At 34.9% G+C, this 23,454-nt stretch carries 22 protein-coding genes, 1 tRNA gene and 3 rRNA genes; 3 read left to right on the forward strand and 23 right to left on the reverse strand.

The window, feature by feature from the left end; translation table 11 throughout:
• Window positions 1–13: 13 nt before the first annotated feature.
• Together FQB35_RS14515 and FQB35_RS14520 are read right to left on the reverse strand one after the other, a co-directional pair.
• Window positions 14–865 (reverse strand): ABC transporter permease, encoded by an 852-nt coding sequence (locus FQB35_RS14515; RefSeq protein ID WP_148810558.1) that lies wholly within the window; start codon window positions 863–865, stop codon window positions 14–16.
• A 59-nt stretch (window positions 866–924) separates the two neighbouring features.
• Window positions 925–1,947 carry an ABC transporter substrate-binding protein gene (locus FQB35_RS14520; protein WP_148810559.1) on the reverse strand — a complete coding sequence of 341 codons (1,023 nt, stop codon included), beginning with the start codon at window positions 1,945–1,947 and terminating at the stop codon, window positions 925–927.
• 601 nt (window positions 1,948–2,548) lie between these two features.
• On the opposite strand from FQB35_RS14520, the gene FQB35_RS14525 reads away from it, so the two are divergent.
• Window positions 2,549–3,004, forward strand: coding sequence for a hypothetical protein (locus FQB35_RS14525; RefSeq protein WP_148810560.1), 456 nt, complete (start codon window positions 2,549–2,551; stop codon window positions 3,002–3,004).
• Between the two features lie 89 nt (window positions 3,005–3,093).
• On the opposite strand, the gene FQB35_RS14530 is transcribed toward FQB35_RS14525, so the two are convergent.
• Window positions 3,094–3,345: a hypothetical protein gene (locus FQB35_RS14530; RefSeq protein WP_148810561.1), complete on the reverse strand. Its 252-nt coding sequence runs from the start codon at window positions 3,343–3,345 to the stop codon at window positions 3,094–3,096.
• 248 nt (window positions 3,346–3,593) lie between these two features.
• Between FQB35_RS14530 and FQB35_RS14535 the strand changes: the two genes are divergently transcribed.
• Window positions 3,594–4,001, forward strand: a complete 408-nt coding sequence (locus FQB35_RS14535; protein ID WP_148810562.1) for a hypothetical protein — start codon at window positions 3,594–3,596, stop codon at window positions 3,999–4,001.
• Here FQB35_RS14535 and FQB35_RS14540 read toward each other — a convergent pair.
• Window positions 3,998–5,431: an HD domain-containing protein gene (locus FQB35_RS14540; protein WP_148810563.1), complete on the reverse strand. Its 1,434-nt coding sequence runs from the start codon at window positions 5,429–5,431 to the stop codon at window positions 3,998–4,000. The genes FQB35_RS14535 and FQB35_RS14540 overlap by 4 nt on opposite strands.
• A gap of 248 nt (window positions 5,432–5,679) precedes the next feature.
• On the opposite strand from FQB35_RS14540, the gene FQB35_RS14545 reads away from it, so the two are divergent.
• Entirely contained in the window at window positions 5,680–5,919 is a 240-nt protein-coding gene (locus FQB35_RS14545) for an AbrB/MazE/SpoVT family DNA-binding domain-containing protein (protein WP_148810564.1), read from the forward strand.
• Window positions 5,920–5,951: 32 nt separating this feature from the next.
• Here FQB35_RS14545 and FQB35_RS14550 read toward each other — a convergent pair whose 3' ends face one another.
• The 19 genes from FQB35_RS14550 to FQB35_RS14640 form a co-directional block, all read right to left on the reverse strand.
• Window positions 5,952–6,701, reverse strand: a complete 750-nt coding sequence (locus tag FQB35_RS14550; protein ID WP_148810565.1) for a tRNA1(Val) (adenine(37)-N6)-methyltransferase — start codon at window positions 6,699–6,701, stop codon at window positions 5,952–5,954.
• Window positions 6,702–6,712: 11 nt separating this feature from the next.
• Window positions 6,713–7,318: a redoxin domain-containing protein gene (locus FQB35_RS14555; protein ID WP_148810566.1), complete on the reverse strand. Its 606-nt coding sequence runs from the start codon at window positions 7,316–7,318 to the stop codon at window positions 6,713–6,715.
• Between the two features lie 180 nt (window positions 7,319–7,498).
• Window positions 7,499–8,947: a sodium:solute symporter family protein gene (locus FQB35_RS14560; protein WP_231701817.1), complete on the reverse strand. Its 1,449-nt coding sequence runs from the start codon at window positions 8,945–8,947 to the stop codon at window positions 7,499–7,501.
• A 71-nt stretch (window positions 8,948–9,018) separates the two neighbouring features.
• Complete coding sequence (locus FQB35_RS14565; protein ID WP_168198371.1) at window positions 9,019–10,119, reverse strand: NAD/NADP-dependent octopine/nopaline dehydrogenase family protein; 1,101 nt, start codon at window positions 10,117–10,119, stop codon at window positions 9,019–9,021.
• 66 nt (window positions 10,120–10,185) lie between these two features.
• Window positions 10,186–11,616: a Na+/H+ antiporter NhaC family protein gene (locus FQB35_RS14570; protein WP_148810568.1), complete on the reverse strand. Its 1,431-nt coding sequence runs from the start codon at window positions 11,614–11,616 to the stop codon at window positions 10,186–10,188.
• A gap of 215 nt (window positions 11,617–11,831) precedes the next feature.
• Entirely contained in the window at window positions 11,832–12,524 is a 693-nt protein-coding gene (locus FQB35_RS14575) for a GntR family transcriptional regulator (RefSeq protein ID WP_168198372.1), read from the reverse strand.
• A gap of 159 nt (window positions 12,525–12,683) precedes the next feature.
• Complete coding sequence (locus FQB35_RS14580; protein ID WP_148810570.1) at window positions 12,684–12,854, reverse strand: DUF362 domain-containing protein; 171 nt, start codon at window positions 12,852–12,854, stop codon at window positions 12,684–12,686.
• A 71-nt stretch (window positions 12,855–12,925) separates the two neighbouring features.
• Window positions 12,926–13,819, reverse strand: coding sequence for a PSP1 domain-containing protein (locus FQB35_RS14585; RefSeq protein ID WP_148810571.1), 894 nt, complete (start codon window positions 13,817–13,819; stop codon window positions 12,926–12,928).
• A 1-nt stretch (window position 13,820) separates the two neighbouring features.
• A complete protein-coding gene (gene holB, locus FQB35_RS14590) occupies window positions 13,821–14,801 on the reverse strand; it encodes a DNA polymerase III subunit delta' (protein WP_148810572.1) in 981 nt (326 codons plus the stop codon).
• Window positions 14,802–14,823: 22 nt separating this feature from the next.
• Window positions 14,824–15,153: a cyclic-di-AMP receptor gene (locus tag FQB35_RS14595; RefSeq protein WP_148810573.1), complete on the reverse strand. Its 330-nt coding sequence runs from the start codon at window positions 15,151–15,153 to the stop codon at window positions 14,824–14,826.
• Window positions 15,154–15,196: 43 nt separating this feature from the next.
• On the reverse strand, window positions 15,197–15,874 hold the full coding sequence (locus FQB35_RS14600) for a dTMP kinase (RefSeq protein WP_148810574.1): 678 nt from the start codon (window positions 15,872–15,874) through the stop codon (window positions 15,197–15,199).
• A 154-nt stretch (window positions 15,875–16,028) separates the two neighbouring features.
• Window positions 16,029–16,217, reverse strand: a complete 189-nt coding sequence (locus tag FQB35_RS16705) for a sigma factor G inhibitor Gin (protein WP_148810575.1) — start codon at window positions 16,215–16,217, stop codon at window positions 16,029–16,031.
• A 130-nt stretch (window positions 16,218–16,347) separates the two neighbouring features.
• On the reverse strand, window positions 16,348–16,848 hold the full coding sequence (locus tag FQB35_RS14610; protein WP_148810576.1) for a hypothetical protein: 501 nt from the start codon (window positions 16,846–16,848) through the stop codon (window positions 16,348–16,350).
• A gap of 115 nt (window positions 16,849–16,963) precedes the next feature.
• Window positions 16,964–17,143 carry a hypothetical protein gene (locus FQB35_RS14615; protein ID WP_148810577.1) on the reverse strand — a complete coding sequence of 60 codons (180 nt, stop codon included), beginning with the start codon at window positions 17,141–17,143 and terminating at the stop codon, window positions 16,964–16,966.
• 227 nt (window positions 17,144–17,370) lie between these two features.
• A 5S ribosomal RNA gene (gene rrf / locus FQB35_RS14620) occupies window positions 17,371–17,487 on the reverse strand.
• Window positions 17,488–17,525: 38 nt separating this feature from the next.
• Window positions 17,526–20,588 (reverse strand): 23S ribosomal RNA (locus FQB35_RS14625).
• Window positions 20,589–20,641: 53 nt separating this feature from the next.
• Window positions 20,642–20,718, reverse strand: a tRNA-Ile gene (locus FQB35_RS14630).
• 50 nt (window positions 20,719–20,768) lie between these two features.
• Window positions 20,769–22,300: ribosomal RNA gene (locus FQB35_RS14635) — 16S ribosomal RNA — on the reverse strand.
• Together the 16S, 23S and 5S rRNA genes with 1 tRNA gene alongside form the textbook arrangement of a ribosomal RNA operon.
• Window positions 22,301–22,762: 462 nt before the next feature.
• Complete coding sequence (locus FQB35_RS14640) at window positions 22,763–23,380, reverse strand: 50S ribosomal protein L25 (protein WP_168198373.1); 618 nt, start codon at window positions 23,378–23,380, stop codon at window positions 22,763–22,765.
• Window positions 23,381–23,454 lie beyond the last annotated feature (74 nt).

Consider the following 23,454-nt stretch of genomic DNA (forward strand, 5'->3'; position numbering starts at 1 on the left):
ACCTTCATTTTCCTTATTGTGGGATTTTGAAACGCTCTGCAATCCCTTGAGTAATTCTATCAATTATAATGGCTATAACTACAATTGCCAATCCTGCTTCTGTTCCTTTTGCAATATCGATTCGGTTTATAGCAATGAGTACTTCTCCTCCTAATCCTTTCGCACCAATCATAGAAGCTACAACAACCATTGCCATTGCCATCATTGTTGTTTGGTTTACCCCTGTCATAATGGTTGGCAGTGCTTGAGGAAGCTCAACCTTTAGTAGAATCTGTAAAGGAGAAGAACCAAAAGAATGGGCCGCTTCAACCATTTCTTTTGACACACTGCGAATTGCAAGATTAGTAAGTCTAATTACTGGTGGAACTGCATAGATGGTTGTAGCAAATACTCCTGGCACTTTTCCTAATCCAAATAGCATAATAGCTGGGATTAAGTATACAAAGCTTGGCATTGTCTGCATACCATCTAATATTGGCTTCATAATAGTCTCAATTTTTTTGCTGTAAGCCATTAAAATTCCGATTGGAATTCCTACAAGTAAGGATATGAAAACAGAAGTTAAGACAACAGCTAAGGTTGACATCATTAATTCCCAAAGTCCAAATGCGCCAACGAAAAACAACATAATTGCATAGCATATGCCTGATGAAAGCTTCTTTATCCTCCATCCTGCTACAAATATTGCTAATATTACAAACCACCAAGGCAACCACTGTAAAAATGCTTCTATTTTTAATAAAAACCACAATATACCTTCCTTTATAGCATCAAAAAAATCACCAAAGTTTGTGGTAAGATATTTTACAAAAATTTCTACATATTTTCCTAGTTCAATTCTAAATGTATCTGGAAACTGATTCATATTTATTCTGGTTGCTGTATTTTATACAGCAACCAGGATCACCTCACTTTTAATATTTATTATTTAATGGCTTCTTTTACCTTTTGAGCCACTTCATCTGATACCCATTTTTTCCATATTTCTTCATGTTCTTTTAAAAACCATTTTGCTGCTTCATCTGCATCTACATTATTGTTTTGCATATAAGCTAATGCTTCACTAATAATTTTGCTATCCGTATGGTAATTTTTCAAAAATTCAACTACATCTGGAGCCTTTTTAGGCATATCCCTGTTTACTACAATCGTAATATCCACTGGTCTAAATTCGCAGTTATATCCATTTTTCCATAATTCTTCACTATATGGTTCATCTTCAAGAAGCGTCATATCGTATTTCCCCATAATCCAAGTAGGTTCCCAATAATAACCTACCCAAGGCTCTCCTTTTTCATAAGCTGCTGCAATTGAAGAAGCAAGGGCTGCATCAGATCCAGGGCTAAAGTAGTTATAAGTTTTGTCTAAACCATAATTTTTCATTTTTGTGCGCATAATCTCATCACATACCCATCCTGGTATGGCTCCATAAATACGTCCTTTGCTTGGATCTTCTTCATCCTTAAAAAGCTCCCAGTATTTTGGTAAATCTTTTATAGATTTTAAATCTGGTGCCATAGGTGCAATACCTCTATCTGGATCTCCTTTAATTACATAAGTAGGTACGTATAATCCTTGTTTATCATCATCAAAGTTTGTTCCTAATTCTACAAAATCTCCTTTTTCTATAGCATCATTGTACATATCAATGATATTATCCTTCCAAACTTCCATATACACATCTATATCTCCTTGTCTAAGTCCTGTAAGAGTTGCAGTAGACGATCCCATTGTAACATCTGTTTTGTATCCGTATCCATTTTCTATAATGAATCTTGACACACTATTATGAAAAGCAATACTGTCCCATCCAGGATCTGCAAACATAATTTTTGGTTTTTGTGCTTGTTCTACTTTTCCTCCGCAAGCAGTCAATCCTAACATAGAAAGACTAAGTACTAATATAAAGAAAATCTTTATTCTTTTGCTTTTTTGAAAAATATTCATTTCCCTCATCTCCTTTTTAGTATTATTATGGATAATCAACTTAAAATGCTAATGTTGTTTATCATATGCTCATCTCTTAAAATTAAGATTTTTTCTACGAGATGTTCTTTGTATACAGAAAAAGCATACAACAAAAAAGCGAATGCATCGTAAAGACATCGCCTCCATAGGCAGCATAAAATGTATGCTATGATATATTCTCTTTCATCAATAATTTAACATAAATCAAAAGTAATCCACTTATTGAAACACCTTTCATTTCAAAAATATATAGAATTTAAAAAAATTTATAAAATAGGGCAAAATAGAAAGTAAATAAAAAGATTCTTTACGATAGGTTATCTAAAGATGATTGTATAAATATTTTATAGATCTATATTAAAATAGAAAGGTATATGAAATTAATTTTATTTTATGAATACTTTTATGATAGCATCGCATTAATTTTATTATAACATTTAAATTTGTATTTGTCAAAATATTCATGGTTTTACCCATTTCATCCATCCTCCATTAAAAAATTTATGGACTTATTACATAAAAATATATACAATTTAGATAAAATAAACAATTTTTTCACAAAAGAAAGGAGTTATATTTTATGCCAAAAGAACCATTAGAAAAGAATTATTTTGAAGAAAGCTTTATGTATTCAAATACTTATTTTTTTATAAAATCTTATTTTCAATTCACTAAAGAAAAACTTGAGGTAAAAGTTCCTAAGCTGCTATTGTTTCTTCCTATAGGAAAAATACATGATAGCTATTCTTTTGATGATATTTCCGAAATAAAAGTAGAAACAAAGCCTTATTCAACATCGTTCTTCCTTGGGATCCTCCTAAGTTATTGGGCTTTTGATACCTTTAACAAAAGCTTGGTATGGGGGTTTCTGTTTTTACTAATTGGAATTTCAACCATATTAAACGCTTATAGAACGTCTATTATAATTACAAATAAATCTGAAGAAGTTATAAACTATCCTATATCTTTCTTTGAACGTTCTAAAGGAGAAGCATTTGTAAGTAAGATAAATAGTATGTTAAATGGGAAGGAATAATTCTTTAAGATATAAAAAATTAACAGCTAAATTATCACCCATATTGAACATACATATAAAACACGCAATACATAATTGCGTGTTTTATACTATTCATCTTCTATAAGCTTGTGGCTTGCAGTTGAATCATAATCCATTTCATAAACTTTTTTTAATTCTTCTATTTTCTGGGTGGTTTTATCACTAAATGGAGCTTTTCCTTCAAAAGCATGCAGTACTATTCCTTCAAGCAAATCTCCTAAAGATATGTCTAAATACTCTGCTAATCCTTTTAATACTTTTACCATTCTTTTTTCCATCCTCACACCCGTTTGCACACGCTCAACTTTTATTTTATTCATAAGACTCCTCCTTTTTGTTATATTGTTACCAAATTGTCTTGGTAATATTATAAAATATATATTTCCATTTGTAAAGGAATAATGATGTACTTTTTTAGGTTTCATCTTCATCATTTTATAAATGATTTCATATTCTTTATAAATAAGATTTCTTTTTCTAGGAACAGATGGTATAATATACAAAATTCATGATTGCCTATGCACAATGATGGAAATAAATATATATGAAAAAAGAAAGGAGTGTTTTAGTGAACGTACAAATTTCCTTGGGTGATTTAGGAATTATGCTGTTAGGAACAGCCCTGCTAGTTTTAATAATTTATGCCATATGTCTGTTAAAAAATTTAAACGATACCGTAAAGGTATTTAAAAAAGTCCTACAAAACAACCAGTATAATATTGATAAGATTCTTGATCAAGCCCCTTCTATTGCACAAAATATTGAAAGTATTAGTAGTGATTTATCCAATGATGTGAAGGCTATACAAGGAACTATAAATCAAATTGTAGGTACTACAGAAGTAGCTGCATCTACTTTGGCTGAAAATAATGATGTATTATCAAAAGTTATTGGCGCTATTCAAATAATCTATTCCATAAGAGAATTTTTTAATGGTTTTAAGTCAAAAAAAATAGTTTTAAAAAAAGAGAGTTAGTTCTCTTTTTTTAAAACATTTTCTTTTATATAAAGTATGGCATTTTCTTTTACTGGTGGGATTTTCCCTAAGAATATAGCTTTTTTTATCTCTTCTAATAATATTTCTATTTTTTTTGGATCTTTTATAGAAAATTTCTTTTTTATATCTTCTTCCCTTAAGATTTCGGAAATATCTTGGATATTTTTAAACCTTGTTAGGTAGTTATTGGCTAAATATTCTATGTGTATTTTATACATACCCATTTCTTCATTTGGATAAAGTAGTTTCCTTGTAGAGATAATATCTGCCAAAGAAATTAACAATACATCTAATGTATCTTCTTTAAGATTTTTAAATAAATCATAAGTTGTTTTTCCACTAACATCATTCCTTTTATAAAGACCTAAAGGCCACATATGTTCTTTTACCATCTTGGACAAATACCATTTTTCTTCTTGGTTTAATTGTAATCTATCTGCAATTTTTTCTATAATCTCAACTCCTAAAATTTCATGGCCTCTAAATCTGGTTTTTCCCTTCTCATCAATCCAACAAGCTTTTGGTTTCCCAATATCATGAAATAGGGTAGCTAACTTTACCAACTGCATTCTTGTATGCCCATTAGAAAAAATTTTCTCTATATGTTTTTCATATTCACACCTTAGATGGTATTCAAAATATCCATTTGCATAAATAATGCTCTCTATCTCTTTTAATGCATATAGTGAATGGGTCCATGCATCTACTACATGATAATCACATCTTCCAACCTCCTTCATTGGAATGATTTCAGGAAAAAGTTTGTCGAATAAATGGAGTTCTTTGTCCATTATCTGGATATAATAATAAGTGCGTTTTTCCCCTAATATATAGAACAATTCCTTTGATATATCCTTCCAATCAAGGCTTAAAATTTTTTGTGCGTTTTTCTTTATGAGCTCTGCCGTTGTTTTTTCTAAATCAAAACCTAGCTTAGCCATAAGCCTAACTGCTATTAACATGTTCAATGGATTTTCTTCAAAGGTAGTAGCCTTTACGCTCCTTATAAGTCTATTATTAATGTCTTTTACGCCACCAAAAGGATCAATCATATCTTCCATATTAAAGGTTCCGTCTTTATTTACTTTTACTGCCATTGCATTAATACTAAAAACTTGATTTTCTAAATCATTTATAATGTCTTTTCCTTGCATATTTGAAAATTTAATAATCTTTTTTGTATCTTCTAATATTACATTAGCAGTTCCTTCTTGCTCATCGATTTTTATTACTTTACCTATTTTCTCTGCAAATTTTTTAGCTGTCTGAATCGCATCTTTTTTAAGAACTATATCTATATTCTTTATTTCCTTTTTCAATAGATAATCTATCAATACATTCCCTACAATATAAATGTCGAATCTAGTCAGGTAATATATTTGTTTTATATATTCCTTTAAGGTATTCACTATATCCACTCCCTGTATAGTTTATGAAAACCTTTTCTCTCAAATACAATATTAATTTTTATTCTAGCATATGTCAACTTCTACATTTTGACTACTTTTATAAATGAACTCATCTTTATTTTTCTTCTTGAAGTTATCTATATATATATAAATTTGTTCAAAATTTATGGTTGACTTTTATTTACAATTCTGGTACTATTTAATTACGATAAAAATGTCGAATTTTGTTGAAGAAAGGAAGTTGATGGATGAAGTCCACAGGTATAGTAAGAAAAGTAGATGAATTAGGCAGAGTTGTTCTTCCAATCGAGTTAAGAAGAACATTAAATATCAAAGAAAAGGATGCACTAGAAATTTATGTTGATGAAGATCAAATCATTCTAAAAAAATATGAACCTGCTTGCATCTTCTGCGGACAAGCTAAAGATATAACAGTTTTCAAAGGAAAAAATATTTGTCCGGCTTGTATTGAAGAAATCAGCAAATAAAAAAGATACTTGTGCTTGCACGAGTATCTTTTTTATTCCCCTTCTCTTCCGTAAATCTTATGGATTTCATCTGTATAGCTTCCATCTTCATTATAAACATATAAAGGATCCATAAACTTTAATTCAGGTCTTCCAAATTTCACACATTGTATTAATAAAATATTTGGTTTTTTATTTTTATTTGGATGGACAAATCTTATTTTTTTAGGTTCTAATCTATATTGTCTACATAGATAAATAATATCTACCAGTCTATGTGGTCTATGTACCATATAAAAATGTCCTCTATCCTTTAATAGTTTGCTAGAAATGCGGATCACATCTTCTAGGGTGCATTTTATTTCATGTCTTGAAATTGCTTTCATGCTTTCTGGATTTAAAAGACCTGCACCTTCATTCATATAGGGTGGATTTGATGTAACTGCATCAAAGGAATTTTGGTTTACATGATCAAATATCTTGTTTAAATCCTCATTAATAATTTTCACTTTTTCCTCTAATTTATTGAGTTTTACACTCCTTGATGCCATTTCGGCAACTTCTTCTTGAATTTCAACGCCTAAAATTTCTTTTGCATTTGTTTTTCCTGCTAAAAGTATAGGAATGATTCCTGTTCCTGTCCCTAAATCTATAACACGCCAGTTCTTTCTTATTTCACAAAAATTGCTAAGAAGAACTGCATCTATACCAAAGCAAAAACCTTCTGGATTTTGTATGAGTCTTAGTCCTCTACACTGCAGATCATCAACTCTTTCATGTTCTTTTACTAATTTTTCATCCATATATATCTCTCCTATTGATTCATTGCATTTTCAATCTTTTCTGTCATCATTTCTTTATCCATTGCTTCTGTTATAAAATCTGCTATATATCCTTCTTTATTAATTATATAGGTAGTTGGAAAAGCTCTTACTTTATACTGTACAGATACTTCTCCGTCTACATCATATAATACAGGAAATGTGTATCCTTTTTCATCTAAAAATTTGTTTACACCTTCCATATCTACTTTTTCAGCACCTAATACATTTACAGCTGCTATAACCACATCTTTATCTTTATACTGCTCATATATTTCTTGAATATAGGGCATTTCTTTGCTACAAGTGCCACACCAAATGGTCCAAAAGTTTAGAAATACTACTTTCCCCTTTAAATCAGATAATTTTATTTCATTTCCTTCTCTATCTAAAAGCGTAAAATCGTATGCTTTATCTCCTATAAATACTCCTGTTTTGTCCTTTGGTTCTTCATTTTTATCATTTTGTAATTGAACTTTTTCATGATTTTCTTTTTCTTCATAATTTTCTTTTTTATTAGAGCATCCAAATAATACTAAAGTCATTAAAAAAACCATGAGTAATATTCCCATTTTCTTTAATCCTATTCTTTTATTCATAATACACCCCCTCTGATTATAATAAATCTTATCCCTAAATTAATTATACTATACTTTGTAAAAAGCAAAAAGTCTGAGAAATATGTACTTTCTCAAACACTTAACCTCTTCTTATATATATTTTGTAAAAAAGCTCAAAAAGTCCCTACATAGTTGGGACTTTAAGTATGCTTTAAGTTCTTAATATTTGTGTTTCATTTTCACTGAACTTGATAACTTAGGAAAAGGAGTAGGCTCATCTTCTTTATATGTAACATAACTTACCAAAACTAAAGCTAACCCACACAATATTGATCCTGGCAATGCAGCACCTACTCCCCAAGGCGAACCAGTCAATTTCCATATTATACTAGTTGCAAATCCTATAATAATCCCTGATATAATGCCTGAAGAAGTAGCTTTCCTCCAATATAGAGCAGCAAAAGCAGGTAATCCAACAGAAGCTGCATAAAAAGACCATGCAAACATTAAGGTTTTATATGCCTGTCTGATATAAAGAGCAATGATTAAGGCTGCAATCCCTAATAAAATAGTAAATATTCTTGAATAAAAAAGTTCTTTCTTCTCATCCATATTAGGCCATACAGGTTTTAAAATATCTCTTAGAATAGTCTGAACAGAAATAAGTAAATAAGTATCAGCCGAGGACATAAGAACTGCAAACAATGCAGCTATGGTTAATCCAGTAATACCTACAGGTAATAAATAACTAACTAAGGCTGGAATAGCAGCATCTGCTGTTCCATAATCATTTATGATATTTGGAAGTAGTATATATGCACTTAATCCAATTATTAAAGTTACAACAATAGTATATGCATAGACCGTATTCCCTAATAACATTCCTTTACGAGCATCCTTCGGACTTCTAGCAGCAAAAGCTCTTTGCCACATTTCAGCACCAGCTAATGTAAATACCAAATTTGTAAATATCCAACCTATAATCTGAGGAGATGGCTTTAAAGACAGCATTTCTTTTGGCACTGATTGTATCATAGTACTTATACCGCCTACTTTAACTAAAGAAATTATTGGTAATAATATATACATAAAAAGCATCAAGATTATGAATTGGACTACATCCGTATAAACTACTCCAAATAAACCTGAAGCTGCCGTATAAGAAACAAATATAATGACTGCAATCCAAGCTCCAGCTTCATAAGAAAAGCCCCCAATCGTTTTTATAAGTGTAGCTGTTGCTGTAATTTGTGTTCCTACAGTTGCCATCATAGTAAATGCTATTAAGAAAGCCGTCATATACTTTGCTTTTATACCAAATCGATATTCCATCAAATCAGGAATAGAATCGATATTGTTTAATTCTCCTACTTCTTGTATCCTTCCTGAAATAAAAGAAAAAAAATACATTCCTAGCAAGTAAGGTAATCCCAACATAATCGCAACTACACCTTGACTATAAGTAATCCCACCACGTCCTATCATTGCTCCGCCACCAATAATTGAAGCACATACAGTGGCCATAATAACAAAAAAGTTTAAACTTCTACCCGCTAAATAATAATCCGTAGACTTCGTTATCCTTTTCTTGAAATAAAATCCTATAAGTACCATTCCAATAAAATATAGACCTATCAATATAAAATCAAAAATTTTTATCCCATTCAAAACTTCCCCCCTTTTTTAAATGTTTACTTTTTAAACACTTTAAGCCCTATAGAAATCTATAGAGCTCATTATTATTTATATCCCTCTTGTAAAAAGTCTTTTATTTCTTCAGCATTCATTCCACTCAGCCCTAAACTTTCAACCGTATTCCCTGTTTTCCAATAATTCTCATCTTTTAAAGCAGAAGCCAAAGTTATTACAGAATCCATTACAGGGGTTTCTACTCCTACTATATCTGCTATACTTGATAAAGCTACCAAAGAACATGGTGTATCTTCTGTCAAATATCGGTCATTTAAATCTTTTGGACCTTTTAATGGTGAAAATACTTTACTGTCTCTATAACATTCATAAAGCGTTTCTCTTTTAGGTACATATCCCATTAAAAACAACCGATCTTTAGCGTCAACAATTTTATATCCAAATTTTTTACATATTTCTTGCCTTTCAATATCAATTTTTTCGTTAACACGTGCAACAGATGGCGTGATACCTTCTTTGTAATGATAATGTTCTCCTTTATAGTATTCAATCTTACCAGCATTTAGTACAACAGGGGCTGGATGGGATACAGGATTTCCATTGTTCAGCGCAGTTTCTAAAACATCATTTACTAATTCTACTGCTGGGTAGAATTCTTTTACTATATCATACATTTCCTGATTGTATTTGGCTGGAAAAGCTGCAAAGTATAATTTACCACATTCTAACAATATATTTACACTTGTTGGGCCTGTTTTTCTACAAGCATATGGCAAAGTATGCATTTCTGCAATTTTTACTTCATCTAATTTTCCTTTTTCATTTAATACTTTCGATACAATTAATGCACCACCCGTACTGCCAGGCGTTAAAACTATTTTATCCCCTCTTTTTATATATGGTGCTATCTTTTCGGCAAAATTTTTTAGTGCATATGCTGGAACTACTGGCATGATTAAATCTGCCTCCAATAGAGCTTCCTGTAAATCCATTGTAACTTTATGAATTTTTGCTTCTCCTGTTTTCCCAACTCCTGTTAAAGTAATCGTTTGTGTTTTTAGCAATTCTTCTATATTTTCTTTAAATCTTTCATCTTCATATAAAGTTATTTCATAGCCTGCTAATGTTAAGTCACCCGCAACAGCAAAAGCCCCATTTCCTCCCCCAATGATTGTAATCTTTTTAACCATATACAAAGCCTCCTTAAATATATTTATTAAGATAACGCATTTATCTTCCATTCCTAAAGATTACATTTATATAAAAGGCTCATCTGACTCTCTTTTAGCAGCATCGTTATATTTAGAATTCTTCTCCATAAACTTACCCATAAAAGCAAAGAGCACAACTAATACCATGCTGATCCAATGATTAAATAGATATGGTGCAAACTCATACCACTTTAAACCTAAAGTACCAAGTATTAGTAATGCCCCACCGCTCCATGGCACATAAGCTCCTGAATAGGAAGCTGCTTCTACAATTGTTCTAGAAAGATTAACTTTATGCAATCCTACACGTTCATAGGCAGGAACATACATACGTCCATTTAAAATAAGTGAAACATAAACACTACTAGAAAGATAAACGGTTAATACAGAGGTTATAAGGGATGTTAATACCAATGATCCTTCTGATTGTGTAAGTTTTGTAAGTTTATTTAATATAGTATCTAATATTCCAATAACTTCCACTGTCCCTGCAAATATAAATGCACAGAAAATAATTAAGATTAACCCCATCATTGATTTTAGGCCTCCACCACTTAATAGCTTATCAATTCCTTCGAGGCCAGTAGAAGAACTGTACCCACTATAGAGCACACTTAACATTTTATTAACTGGTATATTTTGCAATAGTATTGCTAAAATCGCTCCTATAATTACACCAATAACCAAAACTGGTAAAATAGGTTTTTTTCTCACAGCTAAATAGATAACAACTAATGGAGGTAAAATTAATATAATGTTAAAATTATAAGCATTAGCTAGTCCATCTATGATTTCTTTAATAGAAGAAGCATCTACTGCACTGTTATTTGCATAACCTAAGCCTATTATTCCATAAATAATAATTGCACCAAGAGCCCCCAAGCCAGTTGTAGAAAACATACTTTTAAATAGATGAAATACATCCTGCCCTGCAACTGCAGCTGCTAAATTGGCTGAATCAGACAAAGGACTCCATTTATCTCCTAAATATGAGCCTGCTACAATCGCTCCAACTGCCACACCAATTGGGACTCCAATACCATTAGCAATTCCCATTAAAGCAACTCCAAAAGTACCTATTATTGCCCAAGCAGATCCTGTTGCTATAGAAGCAATAGATGTTATTAAAAATGCAGCAATCAAGAAAATAGATGGTCTTAGTATCTTTAATCCCCAATAGATTAATATAGGTGTTGTTCCCGAAGCTAACCAAGAGGCTGTAATTAATCCTACCATTAATAAAATAAGAACTGCCGGCATTCCTATAGAAAACACTTTTAATATTCCTTTGAGTATTTCATCCCACTCAAATCTCAAAATAAGCATCCCATAAGTAGAAGTTACAATAGCACATAATAAAATAGACATACCTGTAGGAATCTTTGCTTTTAATGCACCCCACATCAATATAAATATAAAAGTAAATAATAAAAAGACAGATTCTTTAAAGCTAATATTTCTTTTTGCCCTTTTCACTACACTACCCCCTTTTTCTAATAATAGAATTGTATACTAAATAGTATTCAATTTTGTATACTATTAGTACGCGAACAAGCAAAAAAAAATAAGCTTTTAAACTATTAAATTTTCATATAGCTGTAGAAAAATATAAAAAAATAAAAGAGTTGCATCTATAGATAAATTGATATGACTTAAGATAGGCTTTTTAAAATTATACACCGAATACTACATTATAAAGTAGATATAGAGTTATGAAAAGGATTCATTCTTTCAGAAATTGTTAATTCAAGATTTTCAAAAATACTTTTTATATGCTGCTCCATTGCTTGCCCACTTTTGTAAGAATCTCCAGCTTTTATTGCTTTAAACAATTGTCCGTGTTCTTTTACTGAATTCAACTCTTCTAGGGGCTTAGTATAGAATTGATCATAAAAAACTAAATATATATTACTTTTCGTTAGTAATTCATTGATAAATTTAATAAAATATCTATTTTTTGAGGCTTCTGCTATTAGCATATGTATTTTATTATTTGTAGCAATGAATTTTTCAAAATCCCTCTTTTGATAACTTTCTTTTTCTTCTTCTAATAATTGTTTAAAAAAATCTAAATCTACAGCTGTCATTTGTTTAGCTGCTAGTATTGCTGCTTCTTTTTCTAATATTAAACGACTTGAATAGATCTGCATAAATTCTTCTATAGTTGGCTGTGCAATAAAAGCACCTTTCCTAGGTATAATATTCACCAATCCTTCGTAAGCTAGCTTTTTAAATGCACTTCTTACAGGAGTTCTACTTACTCCTAATTTTTCTGCTATAGTTGCTTCTACTAACTTATAATTAGGATAAAATTGTTTTGTCAAGATAGCATGTTTTAGCTCTTTATACACTTTGTTTTCTATATTTTGAGTATCATAATCCATTTTTAAATATCCTCCTAAGACTAATTCATTATCTAGCATGTAAAAACATACAATCCCACAATACACAATAATCTGATGTTTATAAAAATTCTTTATATATCCATTATACTATATTTCCCATAAAAAAACCCCCTATATTTAGGGGCTTTCTATTGTACATTATTCTGGTTTTGGTGCATCTACAGGACATACATTTGCACAAGCACCACAATCAATGCATCCTGCCGCATCTATTACATACTTATCATCTCCAGAACTGATTACGCCTACAGGACATTCTGGCTCACATGCACCACAATTGATACATGCATCTGTTATTACATATGCCACTAACATTCACCTCCAACCCTTACAAAATGCCATTCCTAACTAAGTATTTCCAATCACCATGTAAATTATAACTATTGATCTAAATCTTCCTCTATGATTTTTTCGTCTGTTTCTTCTTTTCTTTTGCAGCAGCACATTCTTTTTACTGCATCTTTACTATAAACTTCTATATCTTCACTTAGTTTATCATCTTTCCCATCTTTTCCTTCTTTTAATATAAGACGCACCTTTACACACTCTAAAAGTACATTACTCTCTACTACTATTCCTAATCCATCTGGTGTTAAAATCTTTTCACCAGGTTCAGGAAGATTTTCACGTAAGCATTGGTACATTTCATGCTCATATTTTAAGCAGCACATTAACCTACCGCAGATTCCTGATATTTTTGTTGGATTTAGAGATAAACTTTGTTCTTTTGCCATTTTTATAGATACTGGCTCAAAATCCCCAAGCCAAGTTGCACAGCAAAGAGATTTTCCACAAGGGCCTAATCCTCCTATCATCTTTGCTTCATCTCTTACCCCGATCTGTCTAAGCTCTATCCTTGTTTTAAATATTGCTGCTAAATCTTTTACTAATTCTCTAAAATCTACCCTTCCATCAGCTGTAAAATAGAATATCACTTTGTTATTGTCAAATGTGTATTCTACATCTATAAGCTTCATTTCTAGCTTATGCTGCATAATCTTTTCTAAACATATTTCAAAAGCTTCTTTTTGCTTTTCTATGTTTTGCTTGTTTTGTATTTCATCCTCAAGGGTAGCAACTCTTAATACTTTTTTTAAAGGAGCAACAATATCTTCCTCCATAACTTCCTTAGGTCCAACTACAACCTCTCCAAATTCTACCCCTCTAGCAGTCTCAACAATTACATTTTGACCTTTTTTTACTTCAATAGCATCAGGGTCAAAGTAGTATATTTTTCCAGCTTTTTTAAATCTTACGCCTACAACAGTTACCATTTTATACCTCCTGCATGGTTAAAAGCATCATTTCAATTGCTAATTGAAAATTAACATTTGCTTTTATATCATTTTTTGTTTTTTCTATTACAGTAATAATATCTCCTATTTTTTCATATGCTATATGATGCATGTGATTTTGTAAAGTATTTTTTTTATCTAAATTTATCAAAAACTTATCCGTTCTTGTCTGAGTAATAATCATAATATCTCTAAACCAAAAAAGCATAAAATCTAATATTTCATCAATATGGTCTTTATGCTTTTGAAAAAATTCAACCTCCTCAAAAGGAGTTAATGGATCTTTTTTCAGGATTTTCTCAATTACCTGTATTGTTTCTTCTCGTTTTGTCTTAAATTCCTCTGATTCTTTTAATTTTATTGCTTTTCCAATAATTCCATCAGAAAAAGCTGCTAGAACTTTTGCCTCATCCTTTTCTATTTTATATTTATTGATTAGAAAAGCTTCAATATATTTTTCTCCAATCCGATGAAATTTTAGTATTTGACAACGAGACTTGATTGTAGGTAAAAAACTGCTTACATTGTTACTCATTAGTATTATCACCGCATATTCTGGCGGCTCTTCTAATGTTTTTAACAGCCTGTTTTGTGCACTAGCTGTCATACTATTAGCATCTTTTATAATATATATCTTTTTATTGCTCTCATAAGGCTTTCGTGATAAATCCTGTTGAAATTCTTCAATTTGTTTGTTTTTGATGCTTTTTCCTTCTGGCTCAATGATTTTAATGTCTGGATGGTTACCTCCGTTGACTTTCAAACATGATGAGCAAATATTACAAGCATCTTCATGATAGCTTTTGCATTGAATCCCCTTTGCAAAAGCTATAGCAGTATTAAACTTTCCTACTCCTTCTGGTCCTTCAAATATATATGCATGTGCAATTCTTTTGTTTTTTATAGATCTTTTTAAAAAATTTATGGTCTTTTCTTGTCCTACAATATCTTTAAACCCCATTAAAATCCTCCATTATTCTATACTACACCTTCTCAAAACGATCTACGTCTACTACAAATATAGTTGCCCCTCCTACATTCACTTCTATAGGATAAGTTATAAACATTGATGAATTCCCTATCATAGGTGTAGGAGCTGGCTGTATTTCTTTCCGACTTTTACATTGGTCCTTTATAATCTCTATAACATGATCTACCTTTTCTTTCTCTATTCCTATAAATAAAGTGGTATTTCCTGATCTTAAGAATCCCCCTGTAGATGCTAATTTTGTTACCCTATATCCTTGTTCTGTCAAATTTTTAACTAATTTTAAAGCATCTTCATCATGGATAATGGCAATAATTAGCTTCATACTCTAACCCCTTTCTAATAAAAGAGAGCATATTTTGCTCCCTTTAAAGCTTTGCTTTTACCTTTTGATAAATTTCTTCATGAATCTCCTCAATAGATTTAAGCATATCATTCTGTGTGCAGTTAATCTCAAACCAATGATACTGCTTAGCTACCCATAGTGCATTTTCATAAGTTTTCTGTAAATATTCAAAGTCTCTTTCATGGATATCTTTTTCTATCTGTCCAGTAATTTTATTAGATCGATTTTTAATCAATTGATAACTTACCTCTAGATTCATATTTAAGAAAATTACTTCATCTGGAATAGGTAGTTTCATCTTTATAAATTCTAAATCCCATAACCACTCTAAGAAGTCTAGTTTTTCTTCTTTACAATCAAACTTTGAAGCTTGATGTACCATGTTTGATGTGGTATATCGATCTGCAATGATAATACCACCATTTTGATAAAAATCTTTCCATTCTGTCACATATGAAGCAAATCTATCTACTGCATAAAAGGTTGAAGCTGTATAAGGATTTACATCATCTGCCTTTTGCCCAAAATCTCCATTTAGATACATCTTCACTAGTGCTGAAGATTGGCTTTCATAATTAGGAAAAGTAATTTTTTTTACTTTCCTTCCATCATCTATAAGTCTTTTATATAGTTTTTCTGATTGTGTCGCTTTTCCACTTGCATCTACTCCTGACTCTATTACGAATAATTTGCCCTTCACAAATCTGATCCTCCTGTTATAAATATAAAGTCTACTATCTATTTTATCATACTAAGGGAAAGTTTTTTATAGAATTCATATTTTCCTTTATTATACCAAAAAACAAAGCCATTAACCCTATGCTAATGACTTTGTTTTTTAATGTTGAAGAAAATTATAAACTAATCAAAAATTTGTGCCACATTTTTTTGAGCATATAATTATAGTATTCATACTTTATATCATCATGATCTAGAGTACTTATATTCATCTCACATTCTTTACATATGTATCCATCCAATAATTGAATATACTCTGAAGTATCTTTTTTGCAAATATAACATGTAATGGTTTCATGGCTCATACAGCTCACCAACCTTTTTATTATGGATTATTATCCTATATTTATTATTTTATTCAGTTTTAGTATGTCTCGTTATTATTTTTTTAATTTTAAAGCAAAAAAATTACTATGTCATATGACATAGTAATTTTTATGATTGAGTATTAAAAGACAAAATGGTATTTAGTAATTCTTTATTTGGTTCTATGATAAACATATACCTATCACCGCTTCTAGTGAATTCTCCTGCATACCATTCTTGCGTATTTCTTCCTGATACAAACTTATATACTTTTACTTTTTCGTTCTTTACTTTTTGCATATTGATTTCATCATATGGTTTGAATTGTTCTAAATCATTCAGTTTTAAAGTTAGAAACAAATGACTAGCTCTTCCAAAAACTTTTTCCATAATAAGTTCATCATCTATTATCTTGTAGTTAAAATAAGCCACATGATTATAGATAATCACAACACACGCAACCACTGCCCCTAAAAATGTAACCAAACCTCCAACAGTAGCTATGACTGGATTGAATCTACTAAATAATTTTATGGCTATATTCATAATATAGATAGGGCCACATATCATAAACAATACTTTCCATAAGGAAAGCTTTTTCTGTCTTATGGTTTGCCTAATAAGTGCCATATTCTCTTCTCCTTATCTTATATGGTCTTTATAGTACAAATATTATCATATCACTTTCTTTTTTTTTACGCAATACAAAAAAGCTTCCAATGGAAGCTTTTGTATGTTTTTTATACTATTTTGCAACTCTAAGATGACGCTTTTTAGAAGATTCATCTTTAGATATAGATTTATTCCTTCTTTTCCTTGTTCTTTTAGAATTTTTTAAATCTATGGCTGTATCTATTATCAAATAACTAATAAAACAGGCAATAGGTATACACAGCATAATAAGAAATATTATTTTCAAAATCATATATAATCATCCTTTTCCATCCTCTTTTATGCATATATATTCTATATACATTTTATTTTTCCTTTGTTATATTGTTGGTTCTTTTGTCCTATTTTTCCTTTTATTGTCCAATTTTGTTATACATCCCACAATATATAGTTTTCTTTATTCTTCTGCATACAATATCTATTCGTCTTTTTTCACAAAAACAACAAAAGACTCAGAATATATATTCTGAGTCTTTTTAAAACCAGCGACGACCTACTCTCCCAAGGCGTCTCCGCCTAAGTACCATCAGCGCTGAAGGGCTTAACTTCTGTGTTCGGTATGGGAACAGGTGTGACCCCTTCGCTATTGTCACTGGATTAGAGGTTGTACCCTCAAAACTGAACAATGCATATATTTGGTCAAGTCCTCGACCTATTAGTACCTATCAGCTTAAGACATTACTGCCCTTACACCTTAGGCCTATCAACCAGATGGTCTTTCTGGGGTCTTACTGACTTACGTCATGGGAAATCTAATCTTGAGGGGGGCTTCGCGCTTAGATGCCTTCAGCGCTTATCCCGTCCGTACATAGCTACTCAGCCATGCCGCTGGCGCGACAACTGATACACCAGAGGTACGTCCATCCCGGTCCTCTCGTACTAAGGACAGCTCCTCTCAAATTTCCTGCGCCCACAGCGGATAGGGGACCGAACTGTCTCACGACGTTCTGAACCCAGCTCGCGTGCCTCTTTAATGGGCGAACAGCCCAACCCTTGGGACCTACTTCAGCCCCAGGATGAGACGAGCCGACATCGAGGTGCCAAACCTCCCCGTCGATGTGGACTCTTGGGGAGATAAGCCTGTTATCCCCGGGGTAGCTTTTTATCCGTTGAGCGATGGCCCTTCCACTCGGAACCACCGGATCACTAAGCCCGACTTTCGTCCTTGCTCGACTTGTAAGTCTCGCAATCAAGCTCCCTTCTGCCTTTTACACTCTACGCGCGATTTCCGACCGCGCTGAGGGAACCTTTGGGCGCCTCCGTTACCTTTTAGGAGGCGACCGCCCCAGTCAAACTGCCCACCTGACAGTGTCCCAAAGCTGGATTCACAGCTTCTGGTTAGAACTTCAGTATTACAAGAGTGGTATCCCAACGGCGACTCCACACATACTGGCGTACATGCTTCTAAGTCTCCCACCTATGCTGTACATGTAATACCAAAATCCAGTGTCAGGCTACAGTAAAGCTCCACGGGGTCTTTCCGTCCTGCTGCGGGTAACCGGCATCTTCACCGGTACTACAATTTCACCGAGTCTATTGTTGAGACAGTGCCCAAATCGTTACGCCTTTCGTGCGGGTCGGAACTTACCCGACAAGGAATTTCGCTACCTTAGGACCGTTATAGTTACGGCCGCCGTTTACTGGGGCTTAAGTTCAGTGCTTCACTTACGTTAACACGTCCCCTTAACCTTCCAGCACCGGGCAGGCGTCAGCCCCTATACATCGTCTTTCGACTTAGCAGAGACCTGTGTTTTTGCTAAACAGTCGCTTGGGCCTATTCTCTGCGGCCACCTCGGGCTTTAACACCCTACCGTGGCACCCCTTCTCCCTAAGTTACGGGGTCATTTTGCCGAGTTCCTTAACAATAGTTCTCTCGCTCGCCTTAGGATTCTCTCCTCACCTACCTGTGTCGGTTTGCGGTACGGGCACCTAGATCTCGCTAGAGGCTTTTCTCGACAGTGTGGAATCAGCAAGTTCGCTACTATATTTCGCTCCCATCACCTTTCAGGATTGCCTACGCGGATTTGCCTACATAGACTCCCTACGGGTTTAGACGCACACAACCAACGGTGCGCTTAGCCTATCCTCCTGTGTCACCCCCATTGCTCAAACGATTTTCGGTGGTACAGGAATTTCAACCTGTTGTCCATCGCCTACGACTTTCGTCCTCGGCTTAGGTCCCGACTAACCCTGAGCGGACGAACCTTCCTCAGGAAACCTTAGGTTTTCGGCGGGTAGGATTCTCACCTACCTCTCGCTACTCATGCCAACATTCTCTCTTCTATACAGTCCACCATTCCTTTCGGTATGACTTCAGCCCGTATAGAATGCTCCCCTACCCCTGTCGTAATATGAATACTAACCTTAGAGCTTTGTTTGAGCTTTTTGGTTATTTGGCCGAAGGCCTTTGCTTGTATCCGTAGGATACCTTCGGCAAAGCTTACCTTCTTCCTTTGCTCTTTTCTAAAATCAGTATTCATACTACGACAAGCCGTAGCTTCGGTGACAGGTTTGAGCCCCGGTAATTTTCGGCGCAGGATCACTCGACTAGTGAGCTATTACGCACTCTTTAAATGAGTGGCTGCTTCTAAGCCAACATCCTAGTTGTCTATGCAATCCCACATCCTTTTCCACTTAACCTGTACTTAGGGACCTTAGCTGACGGTCTGGGCTGTTTCCCTCTCGACTATGAATCTTATCACACATAGTCTGACTCCCAAAGATATGATTACGGCATTCGGAGTTTGATAGTCTTCGGTAACCGGTGAGGGCCCCTAGGACATTCAGTGCTCTACCTCCGTATCACTAACTTTGAGGCTAGCCCTAAGCTATTTCGGGGAGAACCAGCTATCTCCGAGTTCGATTGGAATTTCTCCGCTATCCACAAGTCATCCCAGCCTTTTTTTCAACAGACATGGGTTCGGTCCTCCACGAAATTTTTACTTCCGCTTCAACCTGCTCATGGATAGGTCACCCGGTTTCGGGTCTACGGCATACAACTAAATCGCCCTATTCAGACTCGCTTTCGCTGCGGCTCCGTAGCTTAACTACTTAACCTTGCTGCATACCGTAACTCGTTGGCCCGTTCTACAAAAAGTACGCGGTCGTTCATATAAAGAACTTCCACTGCTTGTAAACATAGGGTTTCAGGTTCTATTTCACTCCCCTCCCGGGGTTCTTTTCACCTTTCCCTCACGGTACTATGCGCTATCGGTCACCAGGTAGTATTTAGCCTTGGGGGGTGGTCCCCCCTGCTTCCCACAAGGTTTCACGTGTCTCGTGGTACTCTGGAGTATACTCAAGCTAGACTTTGTTTCGCCTACAGGACTATTACCTCCTATGGTGGGCCTTTCCAGACCTCTTCGGCTACAAATTCTTCGCTCTTATGAGTATATCCGCAACCCCTAGAAAAAATTTTCTAGGTTTGGGCTAATCCCCTTTCGCTCGCCGCTACTTAGGGAATCGAGTTTTCTTTCTTTTCCTCAGGGTACTTAGATGTTTCAGTTCCCCTGGTATGCCTCCTCACTACCTATGGATTCAGTAGTGGGTACCTAAGTATTACCCTAGGTGGGTTTCCCCATTCGGAAATCCCCGGATCAAAACTTGCTTGCAGTTCCCCGAGGCTTATCGCAGCTTACCACGTCCTTCTTCGGCTCCTGGTGCCAAGGCATTCACCCTATGCTCTTTATAACTTGACCAGAAATTGTATTTTATGCATTGTTCAGTTTTCAAAGTACATGAAAGATTTAAATGGTGGGCTTGGGAGGACTCGAACCTCCGACCTCACGCTTATCAGGCGTGCGCTCTAACCACCTGAGCTACAAGCCCAAACTTAATCCTTCAAAACTAAACAGTGTAAGTTAAGCCTTTCCCCTTAGAAAGGAGGTGATCCAGCCGCACCTTCCGATACGGCTACCTTGTTACGACTTCACCCCAGTCATTGGTTTCACCTTCGGCAGCTTCCTCCAAATGGTTAGATAGCTGACTTCGGGCGCCCCCAACTCCCATGGTGTGACGGGCGGTGTGTACAAGACCCGGGAACGCATTCACCGCGGCATTCTGATCCACGATTACTAGCAACTCCAGCTTCATGTGGGCGAGTTGCAGCCCACAATCCGAACTGAGACTGGCTTTTTAGGGATTTGCTCCGGATTACTCCTTCGCTTCCCGTTGTACCAGCCATTGTAGCACGTGTGTAGCCCAGAACATAAGGGGCATGATGATTTGACGTCATCCCCACCTTCCTCCGAGTTGTCCCCGGCAGTCTCTCTAGAGTGCCCATCCGAAATGCTGGCAACTAAAGACAAGGGTTGCGCTCGTTGCGGGACTTAACCCAACATCTCACGACACGAGCTGACGACAACCATGCACCACCTGTCTCTCTGTCCCCGAAGGGATTTCACCGGTTAAGGTTAATGCAGAGGATGTCAAGTCCTGGTAAGGTTCTTCGCGTTGCTTCGAATTAAACCACATGCTCCGCTGCTTGTGCGGGTCCCCGTCAATTCCTTTGAGTTTCAGTCTTGCGACCGTACTCCCCAGGCGGAGTGCTTAATGCGTTAGCTGCGGCACCGAGGGTGGTACCCCCCGACACCTAGCACTCATCGTTTACGGCGTGGACTACCAGGGTATCTAATCCTGTTCGCTCCCCACGCTTTCGTGCCTCAGCGTCAGTTACAGTCCAGAGAGTCGCCTTCGCCACTGGTGTTCCTCCTAATATCTACGCATTTCACCGCTACACTAGGAATTCCACTCTCCTCTCCTGCACTCAAGCCAATAAGTTTCCAAGGCTTACTACGGTTGAGCCGTAGCCTTTCACCCCAGACTTTATCGGCCGCCTACGCACCCTTTACGCCCAGTGATTCCGGATAACGCTCGCCCCCTACGTATTACCGCGGCTGCTGGCACGTAGTTAGCCGGGGCTTCCTCCTAAGGTACCGTCAGTTTTCTTCCCTTAGGACAGAGCTTTTACGACCCGAAGGCCTTCATCGCTCACGCGGCGTTGCTGCATCAGGCTTTTCGCCCATTGTGCAATATTCCCCACTGCTGCCTCCCGTAGGAGTCTGGACCGTGTCTCAGTTCCAGTGTGGCCGATCACCCTCTCAGGTCGGCTACTGATCGTCGCCTTGGTGAGCCTTTACCTCACCAACTAGCTAATCAGACGCAGGCCCATCCTATACCGATAAATCTTTGACTCATGTATCATGCGATACTAGAGTTTTATGAGGTATTAATCCCGGTTTCCCGAGGCTATCCCTCTGTATAGGGCAGGTTGCCTACGCGTTACTCACCCGTCCGCCGCTAAGCTTATACAACTTCATCCTAAGAATCTGTCATATTCGCTTCGCTCGACTTGCATGTGTTAGGCACGCCGCCAGCGTTCATCCTGAGCCAGGATCAAACTCTCAAACAAAACTTTCGAGGTTAAAAATTATTGCTGGCTTAATTTCTTACACTGTATAGTTTTCAAAGATCAAATTGTTTCATCATTGTCCTGACGACTTTTTTATATTAGCATATTTCGTCGAATCTGTCAACAACTTTTTTGTAAGTGCTACATTTTTTGTTCTCCTTGTAGCCCCTTACTACAATTGCCTCTTTGTAACGACAAGATATATATTACCATGTTTATTTAAATGCGTCAAATGGTAATTTATTCAAATTTATTAAAAGTTACCTGGAATAAATGTTCTTTATGTTTATTTTTAAAATTGGATATCTATAAAAAAAAGCAACATCAATAATTAAAAAAGGAAATATAAAGATAAGTGAATGACTTTGATAACTTTTTTTCAAAAGTTATCTGGAATGAACGTTCTTTATATTTCCTTTTGAACTTATTTATCCATATAATAAAGTAGGCAAATTCATTTGCCTACTTTATATTTGGTGTCTCATTTATTTTTTCAAGTAAACCCTCATCTTCTTCCTCTTCAATTCTTCTTTCAGCTTTTGTAAGTGCTGCTACAATTTCATGAGGTTCATTTAATACACTGATTTCTTCACCAAACTCTACATCTCCTATTTTTAATGGGTTTCCTGGTGCTAATAGTGATACATCAATTTGTATGCTTTCTGGAATTCTATTTGGTAAACACTCAACATGTACTTCTCTTAATTGCTGCTGCACTACCCCTATACTTGATTCTACTTTTTCTTTTCCTATAAGCTTAATAGGTACTGTTGTATGTATTCTTTCATTTTGAGAAACTTCTTGAAAATCTACATGTTTTAATGCATTTGTTACTGGATCTCTTTGTACCTCTTTTATCATAACTGTTGAATGGTCTGTCCCTACATGTAAATTTAAAAGTACATTTGTTCCATAGCTCCTTATAATGTTGTCTATTTCCTTCGTATCTAATTCTATTGCTCTTGTACGCACATTGTGTCCATAAACTACTCCTGGAACATGCCCTGCATTTCTTATTTTATGACATGCATTAGAACCTATTTCATTTCTCATATCTGCATTAATAACGGATTTTCGCACAAACATCCCTCCCTATGGTTAAGTCTAGTAGTCAGTATCTCCAATCTCTTTTTTTTATATACTGCTACCTACAA

This window comes from Crassaminicella thermophila (assembly GCF_008152325.1).
In the GTDB taxonomy this organism is placed as follows: Bacteria; Bacillota; Clostridia; order Peptostreptococcales; family Thermotaleaceae; genus Crassaminicella_A; species Crassaminicella_A thermophila.

Bases quoted from the DNA above. Each gene is read 5' to 3' on its own strand.
- FQB35_RS14515 (WP_148810558.1), bottom strand. From the start codon at position 865: ATGAATCAGTTTCCAGATACATTTAGAATTGAACTAGGAAAATATGTA.
- FQB35_RS14520 (WP_148810559.1), bottom strand. From the start codon at position 1,947: ATGAATATTTTTCAAAAAAGCAAAAGAATAAAGATTTTCTTTATATTA.
- FQB35_RS14525 (WP_148810560.1), top strand. From the start codon at position 2,549: ATGCCAAAAGAACCATTAGAAAAGAATTATTTTGAAGAAAGCTTTATG.
- FQB35_RS14530 (WP_148810561.1), bottom strand. From the start codon at position 3,345: ATGAATAAAATAAAAGTTGAGCGTGTGCAAACGGGTGTGAGGATGGAA.
- FQB35_RS14545 (WP_148810564.1), top strand. From the start codon at position 5,680: ATGAAGTCCACAGGTATAGTAAGAAAAGTAGATGAATTAGGCAGAGTT.
- FQB35_RS14550 (WP_148810565.1), bottom strand. From the start codon at position 6,701: ATGGATGAAAAATTAGTAAAAGAACATGAAAGAGTTGATGATCTGCAG.
- FQB35_RS14555 (WP_148810566.1), bottom strand. From the start codon at position 7,318: ATGAATAAAAGAATAGGATTAAAGAAAATGGGAATATTACTCATGGTT.
- FQB35_RS14565 (WP_168198371.1), bottom strand. From the start codon at position 10,119: ATGGTTAAAAAGATTACAATCATTGGGGGAGGAAATGGGGCTTTTGCT.
- FQB35_RS14575 (WP_168198372.1), bottom strand. From the start codon at position 12,524: ATGGATTATGATACTCAAAATATAGAAAACAAAGTGTATAAAGAGCTA.
- FQB35_RS14585 (WP_148810571.1), bottom strand. From the start codon at position 13,819: ATGGTAACTGTTGTAGGCGTAAGATTTAAAAAAGCTGGAAAAATATAC.
- holB (WP_148810572.1), bottom strand. From the start codon at position 14,801: ATGGGGTTTAAAGATATTGTAGGACAAGAAAAGACCATAAATTTTTTA.
- FQB35_RS14595 (WP_148810573.1), bottom strand. From the start codon at position 15,153: ATGAAGCTAATTATTGCCATTATCCATGATGAAGATGCTTTAAAATTA.
- FQB35_RS16705 (WP_148810575.1), bottom strand. From the start codon at position 16,217: ATGAGCCATGAAACCATTACATGTTATATTTGCAAAAAAGATACTTCA.
- FQB35_RS14610 (WP_148810576.1), bottom strand. From the start codon at position 16,848: ATGGCACTTATTAGGCAAACCATAAGACAGAAAAAGCTTTCCTTATGG.
- FQB35_RS14615 (WP_148810577.1), bottom strand. From the start codon at position 17,143: ATGATTTTGAAAATAATATTTCTTATTATGCTGTGTATACCTATTGCC.